General features: G+C 68.4%; 14 protein-coding genes. 8 read left to right on the top strand and 6 right to left on the bottom strand.

The genetic code is table 11. The features are described from left to right. The 6 genes from AB0O71_RS12345 to AB0O71_RS12320 all read left to right on the top strand — a co-directional run. Positions 1-100: integrase core domain-containing protein (locus AB0O71_RS12345; protein WP_363745720.1), on the top strand; the 100-nt coding region annotated here is incomplete at its 5' end. 63 nt (positions 101-163) lie between these two features. Further along, on the top strand, positions 164-814 hold the full coding sequence (locus tag AB0O71_RS12340; protein ID WP_363745714.1) for an NAD(P)H-dependent oxidoreductase: 651 nt from the start codon (positions 164-166) through the stop codon (positions 812-814). A 103-nt stretch (positions 815-917) separates the two neighbouring features. Then, a complete protein-coding gene (locus tag AB0O71_RS12335; protein ID WP_363745712.1) occupies positions 918-2,384 on the top strand; it encodes an alanine/glycine:cation symporter family protein in 1,467 nt (488 codons plus the stop codon). Between the two features lie 130 nt (positions 2,385-2,514). After that, positions 2,515-3,891, top strand: a complete 1,377-nt coding sequence (locus tag AB0O71_RS12330; RefSeq protein WP_363745710.1) for an NAD-dependent succinate-semialdehyde dehydrogenase — start codon at positions 2,515-2,517, stop codon at positions 3,889-3,891. An 81-nt stretch (positions 3,892-3,972) separates the two neighbouring features. Continuing rightward, complete coding sequence (locus tag AB0O71_RS12325) at positions 3,973-4,449, top strand: hypothetical protein (RefSeq protein ID WP_363745708.1); 477 nt, start codon at positions 3,973-3,975, stop codon at positions 4,447-4,449. Between the two features lie 30 nt (positions 4,450-4,479). After that, entirely contained in the window at positions 4,480-5,253 is a 774-nt protein-coding gene (locus tag AB0O71_RS12320) for an alpha/beta hydrolase (protein WP_363745706.1), read from the top strand. Between the two features lie 19 nt (positions 5,254-5,272). Here the strand turns inward: AB0O71_RS12320 and AB0O71_RS12315 are convergent, their stop codons facing one another. The 3 genes from AB0O71_RS12315 to AB0O71_RS12305 are packed head-to-tail and all read right to left on the bottom strand — an operon-like array spanning position 5,273 to position 9,409. Then, a complete protein-coding gene (locus AB0O71_RS12315; RefSeq protein ID WP_363745704.1) occupies positions 5,273-7,402 on the bottom strand; it encodes an iron ABC transporter permease in 2,130 nt (709 codons plus the stop codon). 16 nt (positions 7,403-7,418) lie between these two features. Beyond that, positions 7,419-8,477 (bottom strand): iron-siderophore ABC transporter substrate-binding protein, encoded by a 1,059-nt coding sequence (locus AB0O71_RS12310; protein ID WP_363745702.1) that lies wholly within the window; start codon positions 8,475-8,477, stop codon positions 7,419-7,421. Between the two features lie 47 nt (positions 8,478-8,524). Then, positions 8,525-9,409, bottom strand: coding sequence for an ABC transporter ATP-binding protein (locus tag AB0O71_RS12305; RefSeq protein ID WP_363745700.1), 885 nt, complete (start codon positions 9,407-9,409; stop codon positions 8,525-8,527). Positions 9,410-9,597: 188 nt separating this feature from the next. Here AB0O71_RS12305 and AB0O71_RS12300 point away from each other — a divergent pair, with 188 nt between their 5' ends. Next, a complete protein-coding gene (locus AB0O71_RS12300; RefSeq protein WP_363745698.1) occupies positions 9,598-10,029 on the top strand; it encodes an MmcQ/YjbR family DNA-binding protein in 432 nt (143 codons plus the stop codon). A gap of 42 nt (positions 10,030-10,071) precedes the next feature. Here the strand turns inward: AB0O71_RS12300 and AB0O71_RS12295 are convergent, their stop codons facing one another. Both AB0O71_RS12295 and AB0O71_RS12290 read right to left on the bottom strand, forming a co-directional pair. Next, positions 10,072-12,207, bottom strand: coding sequence for an LPXTG cell wall anchor domain-containing protein (locus tag AB0O71_RS12295; RefSeq protein WP_363745696.1), 2,136 nt, complete (start codon positions 12,205-12,207; stop codon positions 10,072-10,074). 66 nt (positions 12,208-12,273) lie between these two features. Further along, positions 12,274-13,221 (bottom strand): isoprenylcysteine carboxylmethyltransferase family protein, encoded by a 948-nt coding sequence (locus AB0O71_RS12290; protein WP_363745694.1) that lies wholly within the window; start codon positions 13,219-13,221, stop codon positions 12,274-12,276. Between the two features lie 97 nt (positions 13,222-13,318). On the opposite strand from AB0O71_RS12290, the gene AB0O71_RS12285 reads away from it, so the two are divergent. Further along, on the top strand, positions 13,319-14,968 hold the full coding sequence (locus tag AB0O71_RS12285) for an amidohydrolase (protein ID WP_363745692.1): 1,650 nt from the start codon (positions 13,319-13,321) through the stop codon (positions 14,966-14,968). A 14-nt stretch (positions 14,969-14,982) separates the two neighbouring features. Here the strand turns inward: AB0O71_RS12285 and AB0O71_RS12280 are convergent, their stop codons facing one another. Further along, positions 14,983-17,103 carry an acyltransferase family protein gene (locus tag AB0O71_RS12280; protein ID WP_363745690.1) on the bottom strand — a complete coding sequence of 707 codons (2,121 nt, stop codon included), beginning with the start codon at positions 17,101-17,103 and terminating at the stop codon, positions 14,983-14,985. Positions 17,104-17,119: the final 16 nt, after the last annotated feature.

The following is a 17,119-nucleotide window of genomic DNA, read 5'->3' as shown; positions in this document are numbered from 1 at the left end:
GTGGCTGCACTACTACAATCAACATCGGCCACACTCGGCCATTGGGAAGCTCCCGCCAGTCACTCGGTTATCAAACAACCTCGCCGGACACTACAGCTAGCGCGAGCGCCGAGAATGCGAAACCCCCTGATGCGCTGCTGGGGCGCGACCGTAGCCTCGCGTCATGTCAGGATACGAAACGACCTTTGATGCCCATGACGAAGCCTTGATCGCCGCGCCGCGAGCGCTGCTCATCAACTGCACGCTGAAGCCATCGCCCCAGCCATCGAGCGGCGATGTGCTCGGCGGGCAGGTGCTGCAGCAACTGGAGGAGCACGGTGTGCAGGGCTCCTCGATTCGCGCGGTGGATCACCGCATCCTGCCCGGGGTGCAGAACGATATGGGTGAGGGAGACGCCTGGCCTGAGATCAGGGAGGCCGTGCTGCAGGCCGACGTGCTCGTGTTCGTGACTCCGACGTGGTTGGGGCAGCACTCGAGTGTCGCTCAGCGGGTGCTCGAGCGACTCGACGCTGAGATCTCGGCGACCGACGAGTCGGGTCGCCCGACCCTCTTCGGTAAGGTGGCGATCCCCGTGGTCGTGGGCAACGAGGACGGCGCGCACCACATCTGCGGCATTCTGGCGCAGGCGCTCGGTGATACCGGATTCACGATCGCAGCGCAGTCCTCCGTGTATTGGAACGGTCACGCGATGGGCGGCACCGACTACCGCGAGCTCGAAGAGACGCCCGAGGCCGTCGCGACGACGATCCGCACCGCGGCGGCGAATGCCGCCCACCTGGCCGAGCTGCTGCGGGGTGAACCCTACCCGGCCTGATGCCTCGACGCGCGCCGTGCCGAACTGGTCGGTCCGGCACGGCGCGAACACGTGAATCGCGCGAAAGGCCCACCCGCCAGTCGAGTTCCGTCATACTGTCGGAATGGATGCCCTGAACGAACTGGTGCTCGCCGGCGGAGATCTTCTGTGGACCTGGGCAGTGCTGCCCGTGCTGGCGCTGCTGGGTCTGTATTTCACGTTTCGAACCGGGGTCGTGCAGCTCAGGCTGATCCCGGAGATGTTCCGCACCCTGACGAACAAGACCCCCCGCGACGCGAACGGCGAGCCGCAGTCCGTGTCCGCCTTCCAGGCATTCACGATCTCGGCGGCCTCGCGCGTCGGCGTGGGCAACATCGCCGGCGTGGGAACTGCGATCGCCATCGGCGGCCCGGGTGCGGTGTTCTGGATGTGGACGATGGCGTTCATCGGCGGCGCATCGAGCTTCGTGGAGTCGACCCTCGGTCAGCTGTTCAAGGTGCGCGACAAGGACGGCTTCCGCGGCGGCCCGGCCTATTACATGCAGTACGGCTTGAAGGCCCGCTGGATGGGCATCCTGTTCGCGATCATTCTGATCGTGTGCTTCCCGTTCGCCTTCAGCTCGCTGCAGGCGAATACGATCAGCGCGACGGTCTCCTCGAGCTTCGGAGACGACGTCGGCTGGGTCCCGTGGGTCGTCGGCATCGTGCTGGCCGGCCTCACGGCGCTGGTCGTCTTCGGGGGTATTCGACGCATCGCAAGCGTGACGCAGGCGGTCGTGCCGGCGATGGCGCTTCTGTACCTCGTCCTCGGCCTCATCATCGTCGGTATGAACATCGACCAGGTGCCGACGGTCTTCGCGTCCATCTACACGCAGGCGTTCGGGCTCAACGAGGTCGTCGGAGCTACGCTCGGCATGATCATCATGACCGGCGTGAAGCGCGGCATGTTCTCGAACGAGGCCGGTCTCGGGTCCGCCCCGAACGCCGGTGCGAGTGCGGCCGTGACGCATCCGGTCAAGCAGGGGCTCGTGCAGACGCTCGGCGTGTACTTCGACACGTTCCTCGTGTGCTCCATCACGGCCTTCATCATTCTGGTGTCGACGCCGGATCTCGCCGGGGCGACACGGGGCATCGGGCTCACGCAGAACGCGATCGTCGGCAACCTCGGCGACTGGTCGAACGTGCTCTTGAGCATCATCATCTTCCTGCTCGCCTTCAGCTCGATCCTCGGAAACTACTACTACGGGGAAGCGAACATCGAGTTCATCTCGACGAATCGTGGACTGCTGCGGTCGTACCGCACGCTCGTCGTGATCATCGTCTTCCTCGGATCGATCGCCTCCGCCGACGTCATCTGGAACACGGCGGACGGAATCATGGGCCTCATGGCGCTCGTGAACCTCGTCGCGATCGGACTGTTGTCGGGCCTAGTCTTCAAGCTCCTCAAGGACTACACGGCGCAACGGCGCCAGGGCCGCGACCCGGTCTTCACGCGGGATCGGCTCCCCGAGGTGAGTGGCATCGACTGCTGGCAAGACGAGCTGAGCGTCACCGGACCGCTTCAGGTGCAGCCCGTGAAGCGCGGAAGCTAGCCGATGCCCGGTCCTCGCGAACGCCCCGGCGCCGCACTGGGAGGGTCGCTACAGTGGAGTGCGGAGATGCACGAGCTCGTGCTGATCCTGGCGCGCTGAAGCGCTGCTCTGATCTGGAGGAAAGATAACCATGTCCAAGTACCGGGTGCAGAATCCTGCCACGGGTGAGGTTCTCGAGACGTTCGAGGCCGCGACCGATGCGCAGATCGAGGAGGCGCTCGCGGGCGCCGACGCCGTATACCGGGAATGGCGGGAGCGGAGCGTGCAAGAGCGCGCCGCTGTCGTCAAACGGGTCGCCGAGTTGTTCCTCGAGCGGAAGGACGAGCTCGCTCGTCTGATCGCGCTGGAGATGGGCAAGTCGATCGCCGAATCGATCGACGAGGTGGAGTTCGCGGCCCAGATCATCGACTACTACGCGGTGCACGGCCCGAGTCTGATCACCGATTACGAGATCCCGAGCACGATTCCGGGGAAGGCGTACGTCGAGCACCTGCCCGTGGGCGCGCTGCTCGGCGTGATGCCGTGGAACTTCCCGTACTACCAGGTGGCGCGCTTCGCGGCGCCGAACCTGGTGCTCGGCAACACGATCCTGCTCAAGCACGCCGACGTCTGCGCGCGTTCTGCGCTGACGATCCAGGAGATCATGGAAGAGGCCGGCGTTCCCGTCGGCGGATACCAGAACGTGTTCGCCTCGCACGATCAGATCGCGACGATCATCGCCGACCCGCGGGTGCAGGGAGTGTCGCTCACGGGCTCCGAGCGGGCCGGAGCGATCATCGGCGCGCAGGCCGGGTCGCATCTGAAGAAGGCGGTGCTCGAGCTCGGCGGCATCGACGCGATGGTCGTGCTCGACTCCGACGATGTGGCCGATGTCGCAAAGCAGGCGTGGGATTTCCGTGTCTACAACGCCGGCCAGGTGTGCAACTCGAACAAGCGGCTCATCGTGATGGACGACATCTACGACGAGTTCGTTGACGAGCTCGTGAAACTCGCCGAGGGCCTGGAGCCGGGCGACCAGCTCGATCTCCAGGAGGCCCAGTACGTGCCGCTCTCGTCGCGCACAGCGGCCGAGACCGTCGACGCGCAGGTGCAGAAGGCCGTCTCCGAGGGGGCGCGTCTGCTGGCGGGCGGCACGCTCTCCGAGGGGCCGAGCGCGTACTACTCGCCAGCGGTCCTGGTCGATGTGCCGCGGGATTCCGAGTCGTACGGCGAGGAGATCTTCGGCCCGGTCGCCACGGTGTACCGGGTGTCGAGCGACGAGGAGGCGTTGGAGCTCGCGAACGACTGCGCGCTGGGGTTGGGCGGGTCGGTGTTCTCGACCGACGAAGCCCGCGCCACTCGGGTCGCCTCGCGACTCGAGACCGGCATGAGTCACGTGAACATCATCGCGGCCGAGTCGGCTGAGATTCCGTTCGGCGGCGTGAAGCGCTCGGGCTTCGGCCGTGAGATGGGGCCGATCGGCATCGGGGAGTTCGCGAACAAGCGGCTGTTCTTCGTGGCGAAGTAGGGCTGCGGCTGCAGTGCTGCGAGCGGGTCGGAGGGGATTTCCTCCGGCCCGCTCGCATGTGCGGGGTGCACACTGGGAGATATGCGCATCCGCACTGAGTTCGAGGCCGACTGCCCACCCGACGTCGCCTGGCGCGCGATGCACGACCCGCGCGTCGCGGCAGAGCTGTACGCTCCGATCCTCACCATGCAGCCCGAGCAGGCCTTTCCCGAGGCGTTGAGCACGGGTACTGAGCTGCGCGCGCGGCTGCGAGTATTCGGCGTCCTGCCGGTCGGCGCGCAGCTGATCCGGATCACTGATCTCACCGCAAGCTCGGGCGCTGACTGGCCCCGCACCATGCGCGACCACGGTCGCCCGCTCTCGGGGCCGCTGGCGCTGCTCACGGAGTGGCGGCATGAAATGAGGATCTCGCGATCGCGCGCTTCGGAGCACCGCGCGGTCTGGACCGACGAACTGCACATCGGCGGCGCGATCGCTCCCGTCTTCCGACCCGTGCTCGCGCTCATGTGGCGGTGGCGCGGTCGCAAGCTCCGGCGGCTCGCGCGGAGCTGGCAGTAGACGCGGGCACGAGCAGAACGGGCTGATCGAATGGCGTACGTGCATATCGGCGGGGTGGACCTGTACGAGGAGGTCTCAGGGGCCGGCGAACCTCTCGTGGTGCTGCACGGCGGCTTCTGCTCGCTCGAGTCGCTCGCCCCGGTCGCCGACGCGCTCGCCGCAGAACACCGCGTGCACGCCTTCGAGCGGCCGGGACACGGGCGCTCGGCCGACATTGCGGGCGAGTACTCGTACGAGCGCGGCGTCGCCGATGCGGTCGCCTACCTCGATGCCCACGGGCTCACCGCCGCGCACATCGTCGGATACAGCGACGGCGCGATCATCGGATTGCTTCTCGCGATGCAGCACCCCGAGCGCGTGCGCACGCTGACGGCGATCAGCGCCAATCTCGACCCCTCCGCCTATGACCGAGACCCCGAGGTGAACGGGCCGATTCTGCCAGCGTTGCCCCATGCCGCGGCCGACGAAGCCGAGACCGCGGCGCCGGATCGCGTGAGCCCCGAACGCAGCGCCTACGAGCGCCTGTCGCCCGATGGCCCCTCCCATGCCGAAGACATATGGGAGAAGTGCGTGCGATTGTGGACGACCGAACCGCACATCGATCTCGCCGATCTCGCTCGCGCCACTGCTCCGACGCTCGTGCTCGCAGGCGACCGCGACACCGTGCGGCCGCTCCACACGCTGCGCATCGCTGCGGCGCTGCCGAACGCTCGCCTCGGCCTCGTTCCCGGCACGACGCACGGCCTCGTCGCTGAAAAGCCGGACCTGGTGACGGCGCTCATCTGCGACTTTCTCGCCGAATAACGCGATCGCCGTTGACTGCCTACGCCGAGCGCCGCAGCAGCCAGACGAAGTAGGGCGCGCCGATGAGCGCGAGCATGAGGCCGGCGGGCAGCTGCGCCGGCGAGATGAGGGTGCGGCCGAGCGTGTCGGCCACGCAGACGAGCAGGCCGCCGAGCAGCATCGACACCGGGATGATGCGCGTGTGCCGCGCCCCGACGATCGCGCGCGCGAGGTGCGGTGCGACCAGGCCGACGAAGCCGATGACGCCGACCGCCACGACGCTGACCGCCGCGAGCGCTGCCGCGATGGCGAGCAGCGAGAAGCGCGTCTTCTCAAGGCCGATGCCGAGAATGCGCGGCATATCTTCATCGATCGCGAGCAGATCGAGGTGGCGGCGCAATCCGATGAGGATCGGCAGCGCGATCACCAGGGCGATCGCTACCGGCAGCACATCGGGGAGCGACCGTCCGTAGGTGGTGCCCGAGAGCCAAGTCAGGATGCGCGGCGCGTTCCAGGGGTCGGCGCGCAGCAGCAGGAACGTGGTGAGCGCGGTCAAACCGTAGCCGCAGCCGATGCCGATGAGCACGAAGCGGTCGGGCAGCATGCCGCCGCGCCAGGAGAGCAGTGCGATCAGAGCGAAGGTGGCGAGCCCGAAGGCGACGGCGAGCACGATGAGCAGCGGTCGTCCGCCCCCGTTGGTGATCGCGACGACCGCGCCGAGGCCAGCACCCGCCGTGATCCCGAGGAGGCCGGGCTCGGCGAGCGGGTTGCGCACGGTCGATTGCACGACGCATCCCGAGAGCGCGAGTGCGGCTCCTGCAAGCAGTGCGGCGGCGACGCGCGGCACCCGTTCATCGATGGCGCGCGCGACGAGATCGGGCGCGAGGCCCTGCGCCCAGAGCGCGAGGTCTCCGGTGCGCAACCACAGGCTGCCGGCGAGCAGCCCGACGACTGCGGCGACGACCAGCAGCATCGCTGCAACCGCGATGACGATGCCGAGGCGTCGTCGTGACCGCCCGGGGGCCTTGGCCTGCGGCGGGTTGCGCACGCCCCCGGCATCGCGCATGCGGAGCGCGAGGATCACGATGACCGCTGCACCGAGGATCGCGGTGGGGATTCCGGTGGGCACGGAGGTCGCGCCCTCGGCGCCGAGGAGCGCGCGCAGCCCGGCGTCGGCGAGCAGGATAAGCAGCGCGCCGAGCAGCCCCGAGACCGGGACGAGCAGGATGTGCCGCGTGATCGGTCGCACTTTCGCGGCGATGAGGCGGGCGAGCACGGGAGCTCCGAGGCCGACGAACGCGATCGGGCCCGCAAGCATCACCGCGGTGCTCGTGAGCAATACTGCGCAGAAGACGGAGATGAGCCGCGTCGCGCGGATCGGCACGCCGAGTGCCGACGCGGTGTCGTCGCCCAGGCCGAGCACGTCGAGTCGTCGCGCGAGCAGCATCGCCACCGCCAGCACGACGATGATGAGGGGGAGGGCACGGAGGGAGGCGTCGATGTTGAGCTGCGCCAGTGAACCACTGCCCCAGGCGAACAGGCCGGTGGTGTTCTCCTTGAACAGGATCAGCAGCATCGCGGTACCGGCATCGAGGGCCATCGCGAGAGCGGATCCGGCGAGGATCAGCCGCGTCGTGCCGGTACCTGCCGTGCTGCCCGCGAGGGCGAGCACGAGCGCGGCGGCAGCGAGCCCGCCGATGAACGCGACGCCGCCCGACGCCCACAGCGGGAGGGAGAGGCCGAATGCCGCGACCGCTGAGAGCGCGAAGTACGAGCCGGCGGTCACGGCGAGTGTGTCGGGCGAAGCGAGCTGATTCCGGGTGATCGACTGCAGCAGCGCGCCCGCGGCTCCGAGCGCGAACCCGACGGCGACGCCCGCCGCGAGTCGCGGAAGGCGCGAACCGGTGAGCACGTCGCCCACCGGCACGCCGTCCACCGGCTCTCTGGCGCCGCCGGCGTATCTGATCAGGTCCCAGACGCCGACGCCCGAGGTGCCCTGGGTGAGGTGCCACGCACCGACGGCGACGACGCCGATGAGCAATGCGACGAGCACCGCGATTCCGCTCGCGCGGCCGCGCATTCCGAGGTCTCGGGCGCCGAGCTCCCGGGCCGCGGGGTTTCGGGTGCCGAGACCCGCAGCCGCGTTCGTCGGAGCGCTGCTCGCCGTCATCGCGATCCTGCGCCGGTTACTTCTTGAGGATCACGTCGACGAATGCGTCGACGGCCTGCTCGCCCGAGAGCGGCCCGCCCGCGCCCCACACGCCCGCGGGGAACGCCTGAGCGCGGCCCTCTTCGACGGCCGGAAGCGAGGTCCAGATCGCGCTCTTCTCGAGTTCGTCGGTGTAGCCGCCCTCGACATCCTTGGAGTAGAAGAGATTCGCGTCGCCGACGGCGGTGAGGCCCTCGAGGTCGGTCTGCGCGAGCCCGTAAGCAGGGTCGACGCCGCCGCTGCCGTACGCCTCGTCGATGTCCCCGGTCCACGCGGGGGTGAGGCCGAGCTCCTCTCCGAAGGCGGTGAACAGCGCACCCTCGCCGTAGGGGCGGATCACGAGGTTGCTGCCTTCGACCCAGCCGTCGAAGAAGACGAAGTCGGTGGTGGGCAGGTCGGCGGTGGCGACCTCTGCCTTCGCGTCTGCGAGGTGCTGATCGAAGTCGGCGAGCACCTGGTCGGCGCGCTCCGTGCGGCCGGTGGCCTCTGCAATGAGCGTGAATACGTTCTTCATGTTGCCGATGGGGTCCGTCGTGTCGGCGCCGACCGTCACCAGCACCGGCACATCGCTCTCCTTCTCGAGGGTCTGCACGATGTCGGCGTCGGCTTCGAACGCCTCGACGATGATGAGGTCGGGGTTCGCGCCGTAGAGCGCGTCGAGATCGGGCTCGCCGCGTGTGCCGAGATCGACGACGTCATCAGGAAGCGTCTCCGCGCTCACCCAGTCGGCGTAGCCCTTCGGGTCGGAGACCGCGACCGGCGCGACGCACAGGGTCATCGCGTCTTCGGCCTGCTGCCATTCGAGTACGGCCACGCGCTTCGCCGGCTCGTCGAGCTGCACGGTGCGGCCGACGCCGTCCGTGATCTCGATGGGGCCGGTCGACGTGGTCGTCGAATCGTTCTGGCAGGCCTCTGAGGTGGCGCGAGGGGCGTCGTCGCTGCCGGCGTCGACAGACGTGGTGCCGCAGCCGGCCGCGGTGAAGGCGACGGCCGTGACGAGTGCAGCGGCAGCTGCGGTGCGAAGAGAGCGAGTCATGCGGGGTCCTCTCGGAACGGGGGTGATGGAGTCGAAGCGGAACGTGATCATGGGCGGGCGCTCTCGGCGGCAGGCGTGGTGCGTACACCGCGGGGAGCGTGCCTGCTGACGGGATCGACGTGTACGCGACCGGTGCGCCCGTCGACGGCGACCTCGACGGGAATGCCGTAGACCTCGCTGAGGTGCTCAGCCGTGAGCACATCGACCGGGTCGCCTGCTGCACGAACGCGACCCTGGTCCATGAGGATCAGGTGGTCGGCCACGCGCGCAGCGTGATCGAGATCGTGCAGCACGATACCGACCGCGACGCCCGTCTGCTCGACGAGGTCGCGCACGAGGTCGAGGGTCTCGATCTGGTACCGCAGGTCGAGGTGGTTCGTCGGTTCGTCGAGCAGCACCGCGCCCGTTTCCTGCGCGACGCAAGCGGCGAGCCAGACGCGCTGCATCTCGCCGCCCGACAACTCGCCCACGGGCCGGGCCGCCATGTCGCGCACACCGGTCGCGCCGAGCGCGTGGTCGATCGCCTGGCGGTCGTGCTCGGTGAGCCCGGCGAAACGGCGCCGGTGCGGGTGGCGGCCGAAGGCGACGACCTCTCCCACCGTCAGGCCTTGAGGAGCCGGCCGGGACTGCGAGAACAGCGTGACCTCGTGGGCGAACTCGCGCGCCGTGAGCATCGAGACCGGGCGGGCATTCGAGCTGCCGGCGCCCGTGATGGTGACCGCCCCGTTGGGGGCGGGGTGGAGCCGCGCGAGCGCGCGCAGCAGCGTCGACTTGCCGCTCCCGTTGGGCCCCACCAGCGCAGTCGCGCAGCCGGGTTGCAGCGAAATGGATACGTCGTGCACGACTGCGGTCTTGCCGTAGCTGAGATCGAGATGTTCTCCCCGCAGCGCGACAGGGGTGCGCGATACCTGTACGGAGGCGGCAGATGGCATACGGTGAATCCTGAATCGACGTGGGGGACGAGGCGCCTCCGAGTCGGTTGCTCGAAGCAACTTAGGACAGCCTTGCTTACATCAGATTAGCCGTTGGCTCCTATCCTCTGCAATTTCCATGCGCAAGCTGAACTCGGGGTCCACAAGGGGGAGTAGCCGGCGCCAGGCGCATGCGAGAGAATCGGGATGTGGATGGAGTAGGAGTGCAGGCGCGGGCAGCGGCTCGCGCCGAAGAGCTGCCCGGCGCCGAACTCGTGCACCCGTTCGGCCCCGAGTTCGACGTCACCAAGGTGTGCGGCAAGGTGTTCATGCTGATGTCCGCCCGCAACGATGCTCCCATCGTGACCCTGAAAGCCGCGCCGGCCGACGCGAATGTGCTGCGCGAGGCGTACCCCGAGATCGTGCCGGGGTATCACATGAACAAGAAGCATTGGATCACGATCTCGGGCGGCGGTTCGCTCGAGCCGGAGTTGCTCGACGATCTCGTGACCGAGTCGTATCTGCTCGTCGTGGAGACGCTGCCGAAGCGGCTGCAACCCGTGAACCCGGCCACATTCGGCCGGCGTTCTGAGGCCGGCGGCCGGGACGGCGAAGGAGCAGCGGCCCCGCAACTCGGATGAGTCGCGGGGCCGCTGCTGAGTTCGTGCAGTTCAGCGCACCGTTCAGCGCAGGGCACTGCGAGATGCCCGGCGCACGGTCACGAGCGCTCCCGCCAGCATGAGTGCGCCAACGAGCGTCGCCCATGGAGCGATGTCGGAGCCCGTCGAAGCGAGCTCCGAGCCCGACGCTGCGGGGGTCGCGCGTTCGGCGGTCGCGGGGTTCGACGCGGATGCGGATGGTTCGAGAGCGCCGGGCTGAGCTGTTCCTGCCGAGCCTGCGTTTCCGTCGGCCGCGCCCGCGGCGGCAGCGTCCGCGCCCGCGGCAGCACCATCCGCGGAGGCGTCCGCAGCCCCGCCGGCGCCCGCTTCAGCCTCGGGAACCGTTGCAGTCACCGAGAACGGCAGCGGCACCTTCTCTGCGTCCATTGCCGCACCGGTGGTCAGCCACCACGGCTGCAGCTGCGGATCGAGCCACTGCACGAAATCGGCCGGGTACGAATCCGGGTAGGTGCGCCCGTCGAGTTCGAGCGCGCGGCCGGCGAAGTCGGGCGTCGCGGTCAGCGCGAGCTGGTCGCCTTCGCGCGATAGCGCTGCATCTGAGAAGGTGGCGAGGGTGACGCGCCGATACCCGTCGCTCGCGAGGGTGTCGGCGACCTTCCACGAGACGTCGAACGACAGCGACCCGGTGCCGTCGGCAGCGATCTGCAGGCGCGGATTGCCGAGGATGGTGCTGACGTCGGGTGCGAGCCCCGGGTAGTGCTGCACGAAGATGCCGTCTCTCCAGACGAGATCGGCGGCTCCGGTCGTGGTGTCGTACCAGCCCGATCCGTCGGCGAACCCGAAGTTCGCATTCTCGCGTGTGGTCGCTCCGAGCGGGCGCGGTGACCACGCCAGCATGTAATTGTTGAGCGCCCAGGCCAGGCTGCCGTCGTTCGTCTCCGACGCGCCGGAGGGCGTCTCGCTCGGCGCCGGAGCTTCCGGTCCCTCCCAGGGGGCGTTCTCGGCCGGAGGCTCGGGAACGTCCTCCTGCCCGAGGGTGAACTCGCGATGCGTCGGAACGGGAAGGTCTCCCGACCGGCTGAGTCCGCTCAGGCGGTCTGAGTAGGGGTGGCTCACGTACACGCGTGATCCGTCGGCGTTCACGTCGAGGCCCCAGGTGTCGGCGTACCCCGAGCCGGTGCCATCGGTGACGCCCGCGGCAGTGAAGTCGATGGCCTGCTGCGCTGTCCAGGTATCGGGACTGATCACGGAAACCGAGTTCGAGAATCCGTTGGTGGTGAATACCTCATGGGTCTTCGGGTTGACCTCCATCTCGTAGACGTTCTCACCGACTTCGATTGGGGAGCCGACGAAGCGGCCGTCGGCGACGCGCAGGCTCACGACTTTGGAGCGATCCCAGGAGTCGGTGAGGGTGGGCGACACCGCGATGTGCAATTCGCCGAGGCCTTCGTCCATCGCCAGCGCTGCGGCACGGCCGCCGACCGGCTCTCCGTCGACGACGAGTGCCGAGACGGGGAAGGCAAGCGAATCGACCCAGGCGCCGGTGATGGTGCTGTACCCCGTGATGACCTTCGCGCGGCCCTCGGCGACCCAGATCATGTGGTTCGTGGCGTCGTACACCGCATCCTTGATCAGCGGGTAGCGCTCCGTGCTGATCGCGACGGGCGCAGAAGCCAGGCCGGTTTTGACCTTCACCGGGGTGATCGCGCTCGAATCGAAGACGTACACCATGCCGGTGTCACGATCTTCGACCATGCCGCTCGGGAAGGTGGGCACCCCGCTGATCTCGCGCACTTCGTGCCCGGCCGAATCGAGGTTCACGACGCTGATCGTGCCCGTGCGGTTATGCAGCACGTACAAGCTGCTGCCGTCGGCGCTCAGCACGATGTCTGTCGGCTCTGCCTGCGGCAACGAGATGACCTCGGCTGACGGAGCGCCCGTCTGCATGTCGAACCAGGCGATCTGCCCGAGGGTCGACGCATCTGCGCTCGGCTCGACGGTCACGTACACCCGCTGGCGAACGTCGTCCACCACCGCAGTGCGGCTCAACTGACCGACCTGATGCGTTCCCATGAGGGTGAATTGCGATGCGTCGGCGCGTGCGGCCTGTGGAATGAGGATCAGTGCGAGCCCGGCGAGGAGGAGCGTGATGAGCGCAACTGCGAGGGCTCGCGGAGTGAAGGTTGGTTCTGATCGCATGAGCGAGCGGTCTCCCTCGGTTGGGCGGAGTGGTCAGACCGCTAATCTTATGGAAGTTAGGGTACCCTACACAACATCCGATTTATTCGGCGCGTCTCGCCGGAGGGGTCCCCGAGCTGATGGCCGGCGGGGGAGCCAGCACGCCACCTCGCGCTCGAAGGCATCGAAGTCGGCGCCGAAGCGCGCTCGCAGGTCGGCCTCCTCGGAGGGGCGGACCACCCAGTTCCAGATCAACGAGCCTGCGAGCGCATACACGATCACGAGCCACGATCCGAGCATGCAGCCGATCCCGACGGCCTGCGCGACTCCCGCGAGCGCCATCGGGTTGCGCACCCAGCGGTACGGCCCCGCCACAACGAGGCGGCGAGCCGTCGCGGCGGGGAGCGGGGTTCCCTCACCGTGTGCCGACATCGCGAGCGCCGACCAGATGCCGAGTGAGCTCGCAGCGACGAAGAGGGAGCCCCCGGCGACCGCCACGGGCGGTGGGATCGTGATCCTCAGCCCCCACCTCGCTTCGATCAGCGCGATACCGACCGGGAGCAGCCCGAGAAAGCACCCCCAGAACAGGGCGATCTGACGCCCTGTGCGCGCAATGTGGTTGCGCCGCGTCGCCCTCGCGGCCTCGCCGAAGGCGAATGGCCCGACGAGCAGCCGCTCAGTGGGCACGCGCCCGCACCGCACGATGATGCCGGCGCCGATGCTGCAGGCCGCCGCGGCGATCATTGCGAGCGCACCCCATCCGGCGATTCCCGTCAGCGTTGCATAGCTGGCCATCCCAGCTGCGACGAGCCCCGTCCAGGGCACCACGACCCAGACTGCCCACCGCAAGCCGAAGGCCGCGAGCACTGAGCCGCCGACGAAGAGTGGGAGATCGAGTGCGGCGATCAGCACAGGGTCGAGCTCACCGAGCGTTGCCCGGCGCACGGCCGGAACGGTGAAGACGCACGCCCACCACAGCGCGCCGGCACTCGCCTGGGCCGCGAAGTACCAGCGGCCGAGCGCGCGGGAGAACATACGGCGAGTCTATGAGGCCGCGCGGTCTTCCGCGGATGCGCGAATGCCGGTACACATGAGGTGCGGCATAGCTGCCGCATTGCTGAAAGGACGCACCATGACGGACTCGGGACCCACGCTCATCACGGGTCGGTTCATCCGCACCGACCGAGACTGCATCGGCACGGGTGCCGGCGCCGACAGCGGGAGAGAGGATCCCGGCGCGTCGCCCGAGGCGATGCTCGTCGAGGGCGGAGTCATCGTCGCGGTCGGGTCCCGGCGCGAGATCAGCGCGCCCCCCGGGGTGCGCCGCATCGATGTGGGCGAGGGGTGGGCGATTCCTGGCCTGATCGAGCCGCACGGGCACCCGGCGGAAGCCGCCGTCTTGCTCGGCGACGGTGTCGTCGACATTCGCCCCGTGGTCCTCGACAGTGCGAACGGGGTGTGGGCGGCCATCCGCGCAGCGCTCACGGCCGAGCCTCGGCCGGCCCGGGTGCTCGCCAATGGCTGGGATCCCCTGCTGCAGCGCGGTCTCACCGTGCCGACGATGCTGGACCTCGACGAGGTGGCCGGAGATATCCCGCTCGTCATCGTGCACAATTCGCTGCATTCCGCGTACTTCAACTCCGCGGCCGCTCGGGAGGCGGGTCTCGGGCGCGACACTCCCGATCCCGATGGCGCCTCGTTCGGACGTGATGCGACGGACGAGTTGACGGGCGTCGCCTATGAAGCCGGAGCCGTCATGCGTGTCGCCGGTCCGGTGCTCGAAGCGGCCAGGGCAGACCTTCCGCGTCGGCTCGCCACCCACCTGAGTGGCGTGCGCGCTCGCGGTATTACGACGATCGCCGATCTCACCTGGACGGACGAGCTCGGGCGGGTGTACACCGGCCTTGCAGACACAGGCGAGCTGCCGGTGCGCGTGCGCGGCTACGAGATGTCGCGACCGGGGGCGCACGCGAGCGCACCGCGCGACAACGGGGACTCGATGGTGCGGCAAGTGGGCGTCAAAGTCTGGTCGGACGGGTCGCCGTGGGTTGGCAACATCGCGACCTCGTTTCCCTATCTCGACACGCCTGCGACACGGGCGCTCGGTCTCGAACCCGGACACATCGGTCGGCCCAACTACTCAACCGATCAGCTCATCGACATCGGCGCTCAGTACGTCGGCGAAGGCTGGCAGCTCGCCTGTCACGCGCACGGCGACGTCGCGATCGACAGCACTCTCGATGCGTACGCCGAACTCGTGCGTCGATTCGACCTCGCCGATCATCGCTTCCGCATCGAGCACTGCGGGTTGATGACGCCCGCGCAGTTCTCGCGTGCGGCAGAGCTCGGCGTCACGGTGAGCCTCTTCGTCGACCACATCACGTACTGGGGCGATGTGCTCATCGACGACCTGTTCGGGGAGCGAGGATCGGCCTGGACCGATGCCGGTGCGGCCTTCGCCGCCGGTCACCGGGCGACGTTTCACAATGATGGAACGGTGACGCCGTACGAACCGCTGCGCAATATGGCAGTGGCCGAGACACGCACCTCTCGCACAGGGCGGCGGCTTGCAGGTGGAGTGCACGCGAGGCGCCTCGATACCCTGCGCGCTCACACATCGCACGCCGCCTGGCAGCTGCGCAGTGAGCACGAGATCGGAGCACTGGCGCCGGGAATGCGCGCTGATATCGCCGTGCTCGACGTCGATCCGCGTGTCGCCGACCCTGCGGCGCTCGCAGAAGCGAGAGTGCTCACGACCGCTCTGAATGGAGAATTCCAGTAACGCGCGGCCGGCCCTCACGCCGTGAGTGCCGCAGAGATCCGCTCGGCGAACGGCTCCGAGAGCATCTCCGCGTACGCCCAACTGAGGTGATGCGAATCACGGAAGGCGAGCACGCCTCCGATGACCGGCGGGCACTTGTCGTCGACGATGAAGTACTCGCTCATGTCGATCACCTCGACGGCCGGCGATGCCGATCCGGCGCGTTTCTGAGTCGAGGCCGGTAATGCGGAGAGCTTCTGCGCGGCGTCGGCCAGAGGATCGCTGCCGAGCGCCTCGTGGGCCGACACCGAGCACGCGTCTGCTGCGGCGGTGCCGTGCCCCGAAACGCACTGGAGCACGCGATCGACCATCTGCGGCGTGTCTCGAATCGCGATGACGCGGTGTATCGAGGGCGGCAGCTCGCTCCACCGCTCCGTGTACCCGCGCTCTGCGGCCCCGTGCCAGTCCTCGCTCGCAGAGACGACGCGGTTCGTTGATTTCGCCGCGGTCATGACGGTGTCGATCGACGGATCATCGGCGAGGTACTGCAGTGCAGCATCGTTCCAGGCGACGCAGTCCGAGCGCAGAGCCAGATTCTCTGCTTCCGGAGAGTTCGCGAAGTCCCGCTCCGCCGCCGTGAACGGGCAGGAGGCCTTCGCCAGCACGATCAGCCGCCACTCTTGCTCCTCCGCCCGCTGGGCCAATGCCGGCAGCCACTGCTCCGCGTGCGAATCGCCGACGAGTGCGATCGTGTGCGTCGCGCGCGCGGCAGTCGCACCGTACTCGCACGGCTCGAGCGCCGTTCCCTCTTGCGTGCTCAGGCAGCGCTCGGGGGAGGTCGAGGCCAAGGCAGGCTCGGGTATCGGCAACTGCTCGGGCAGCGGCTCGCACCCCGATTTCGGGTCGAGCGCCGAGGCGCCCAGGCACGGATCGGGATCCTGCAGCGCCACCACCACGCGATCGCGTTCGGCCTCCACCTGGGCATCGGCTGCGTGCATGCCCGCGAGCGCCCCGGCGAGGAGCGCCACCATGCCGGCGCTGGTCACCGCAAGCGCACGAGCATCTGGCCAGTCTCGCGAGAGTCCCGTGCGAAACGGATCTTCGACCCACACCTTCGAGGCCCACGCCAGCAGGAGGGTGGCAGCGATGACCGCAGCACCTCCGAGCACTCCGGGGTTTCGCCCCAGCACGAAGGGCAGCAGCACGATGAGCGGAAAATGCCACAGGTACGCGCCGTATGAGATGTCACCCAGCCAGTGCATGGGCCGCGCACCGATCCACGGCGTGGGCGATCCGGGCCCTGACGGCTCCTGTGCGGCGATGACGAGCACGGTTGCGATGACCGGGAGCAGCGCGGCGACGCCGGGGAACGGCGTCGCATCTGAGAACCAGAAGGCTGCCGCGGCGATGCCTGCGAGTCCGATCCACGCAGACACGATGCGCAGGCGCTGCGGCACGCGGTCGATGGTCGCGCGCGACGATACCGCGGCCCAGGCGAGCAGGCCGCCGGCTGCGAACTCCCACGCCCTCGTCGTCGTGACGAAGTATGCCTGCGCCGGGGCAGCAGCGGTGAGAGTGATGGACGCAGCCAATGAAGCGGCTCCGACGCAGGCGATCAGACCGGCGAACACCGGGCGGAATCGGGCCCGGGCGAATCGACCTGCGAGCACGACCGCGAGTACGGCGACGAGCGGCCACACGATGTAGAACTGCTCTTCGACCGAGAGCGACCAGTAATGCTGCACGGGAGAGACTTGAGCTTCCGCCGCCATGTAATCGACCGACTGGCCCGCGAGAATCCAGTTCTGCACGTACCCAGCCGACGCGGCCACCTGTACGAGAAACTCGGGAAGGTACCCGCGCGGTGCGAAGAGCCAGACCGCGAGCAGCGTGACGGCGAGCACGAGCAGCGCCGCGGGGAGCAGTCTACGGGCCCGGCGCGCCCAGAAGCGCACGAGGTCGACGGTGCCCGACGTTTCGGCCTCGCGCAGCAGCTGGCCCGTGATGAGGAACCCGGAGATGACGAAGAAGACGTCGACGCCGATGTACCCGCCGGGCAGCACCTCTGGCGAGAGATGGTAGACGAGCACGAGGGCCACGGCGATGGCTCGCAGCCCTTGGATGTCGCGTCGCATGCGATGTGCTGGACGGGGCATGCGTGCGAGCGGAACG

The sequence above is a fragment of the Leucobacter sp. NPDC077196 genome, from assembly GCF_040687075.1.
Classification (GTDB): domain Bacteria; phylum Actinomycetota; class Actinomycetes; order Actinomycetales; family Microbacteriaceae; genus Leucobacter.
The sequence above is the reverse complement of the archived record's forward strand: the minus strand, read 5'-3'. Positions and strand labels throughout refer to the sequence as shown.

Coding starts and splice junctions, on each gene's coding strand:
- AB0O71_RS12340 (WP_363745714.1), top strand. CDS start 164: ATGTCAGGATACGAAACGACCTTTGATGCCCATGACGAAGCCTTGATC.
- AB0O71_RS12335 (WP_363745712.1), top strand. CDS start 918: ATGGATGCCCTGAACGAACTGGTGCTCGCCGGCGGAGATCTTCTGTGG.
- AB0O71_RS12330 (WP_363745710.1), top strand. CDS start 2,515: ATGTCCAAGTACCGGGTGCAGAATCCTGCCACGGGTGAGGTTCTCGAG.
- AB0O71_RS12325 (WP_363745708.1), top strand. CDS start 3,973: ATGCGCATCCGCACTGAGTTCGAGGCCGACTGCCCACCCGACGTCGCC.
- AB0O71_RS12320 (WP_363745706.1), top strand. CDS start 4,480: ATGGCGTACGTGCATATCGGCGGGGTGGACCTGTACGAGGAGGTCTCA.
- AB0O71_RS12315 (WP_363745704.1), bottom strand. CDS start 7,402: ATGACGGCGAGCAGCGCTCCGACGAACGCGGCTGCGGGTCTCGGCACC.
- AB0O71_RS12310 (WP_363745702.1), bottom strand. CDS start 8,477: ATGACTCGCTCTCTTCGCACCGCAGCTGCCGCTGCACTCGTCACGGCC.
- AB0O71_RS12305 (WP_363745700.1), bottom strand. CDS start 9,409: ATGCCATCTGCCGCCTCCGTACAGGTATCGCGCACCCCTGTCGCGCTG.
- AB0O71_RS12295 (WP_363745696.1), bottom strand. CDS start 12,207: ATGCGATCAGAACCAACCTTCACTCCGCGAGCCCTCGCAGTTGCGCTC.
- AB0O71_RS12290 (WP_363745694.1), bottom strand. CDS start 13,221: ATGTTCTCCCGCGCGCTCGGCCGCTGGTACTTCGCGGCCCAGGCGAGT.
- AB0O71_RS12285 (WP_363745692.1), top strand. CDS start 13,319: ATGACGGACTCGGGACCCACGCTCATCACGGGTCGGTTCATCCGCACC.
- AB0O71_RS12280 (WP_363745690.1), bottom strand. CDS start 17,103: ATGCCCCGTCCAGCACATCGCATGCGACGCGACATCCAAGGGCTGCGA.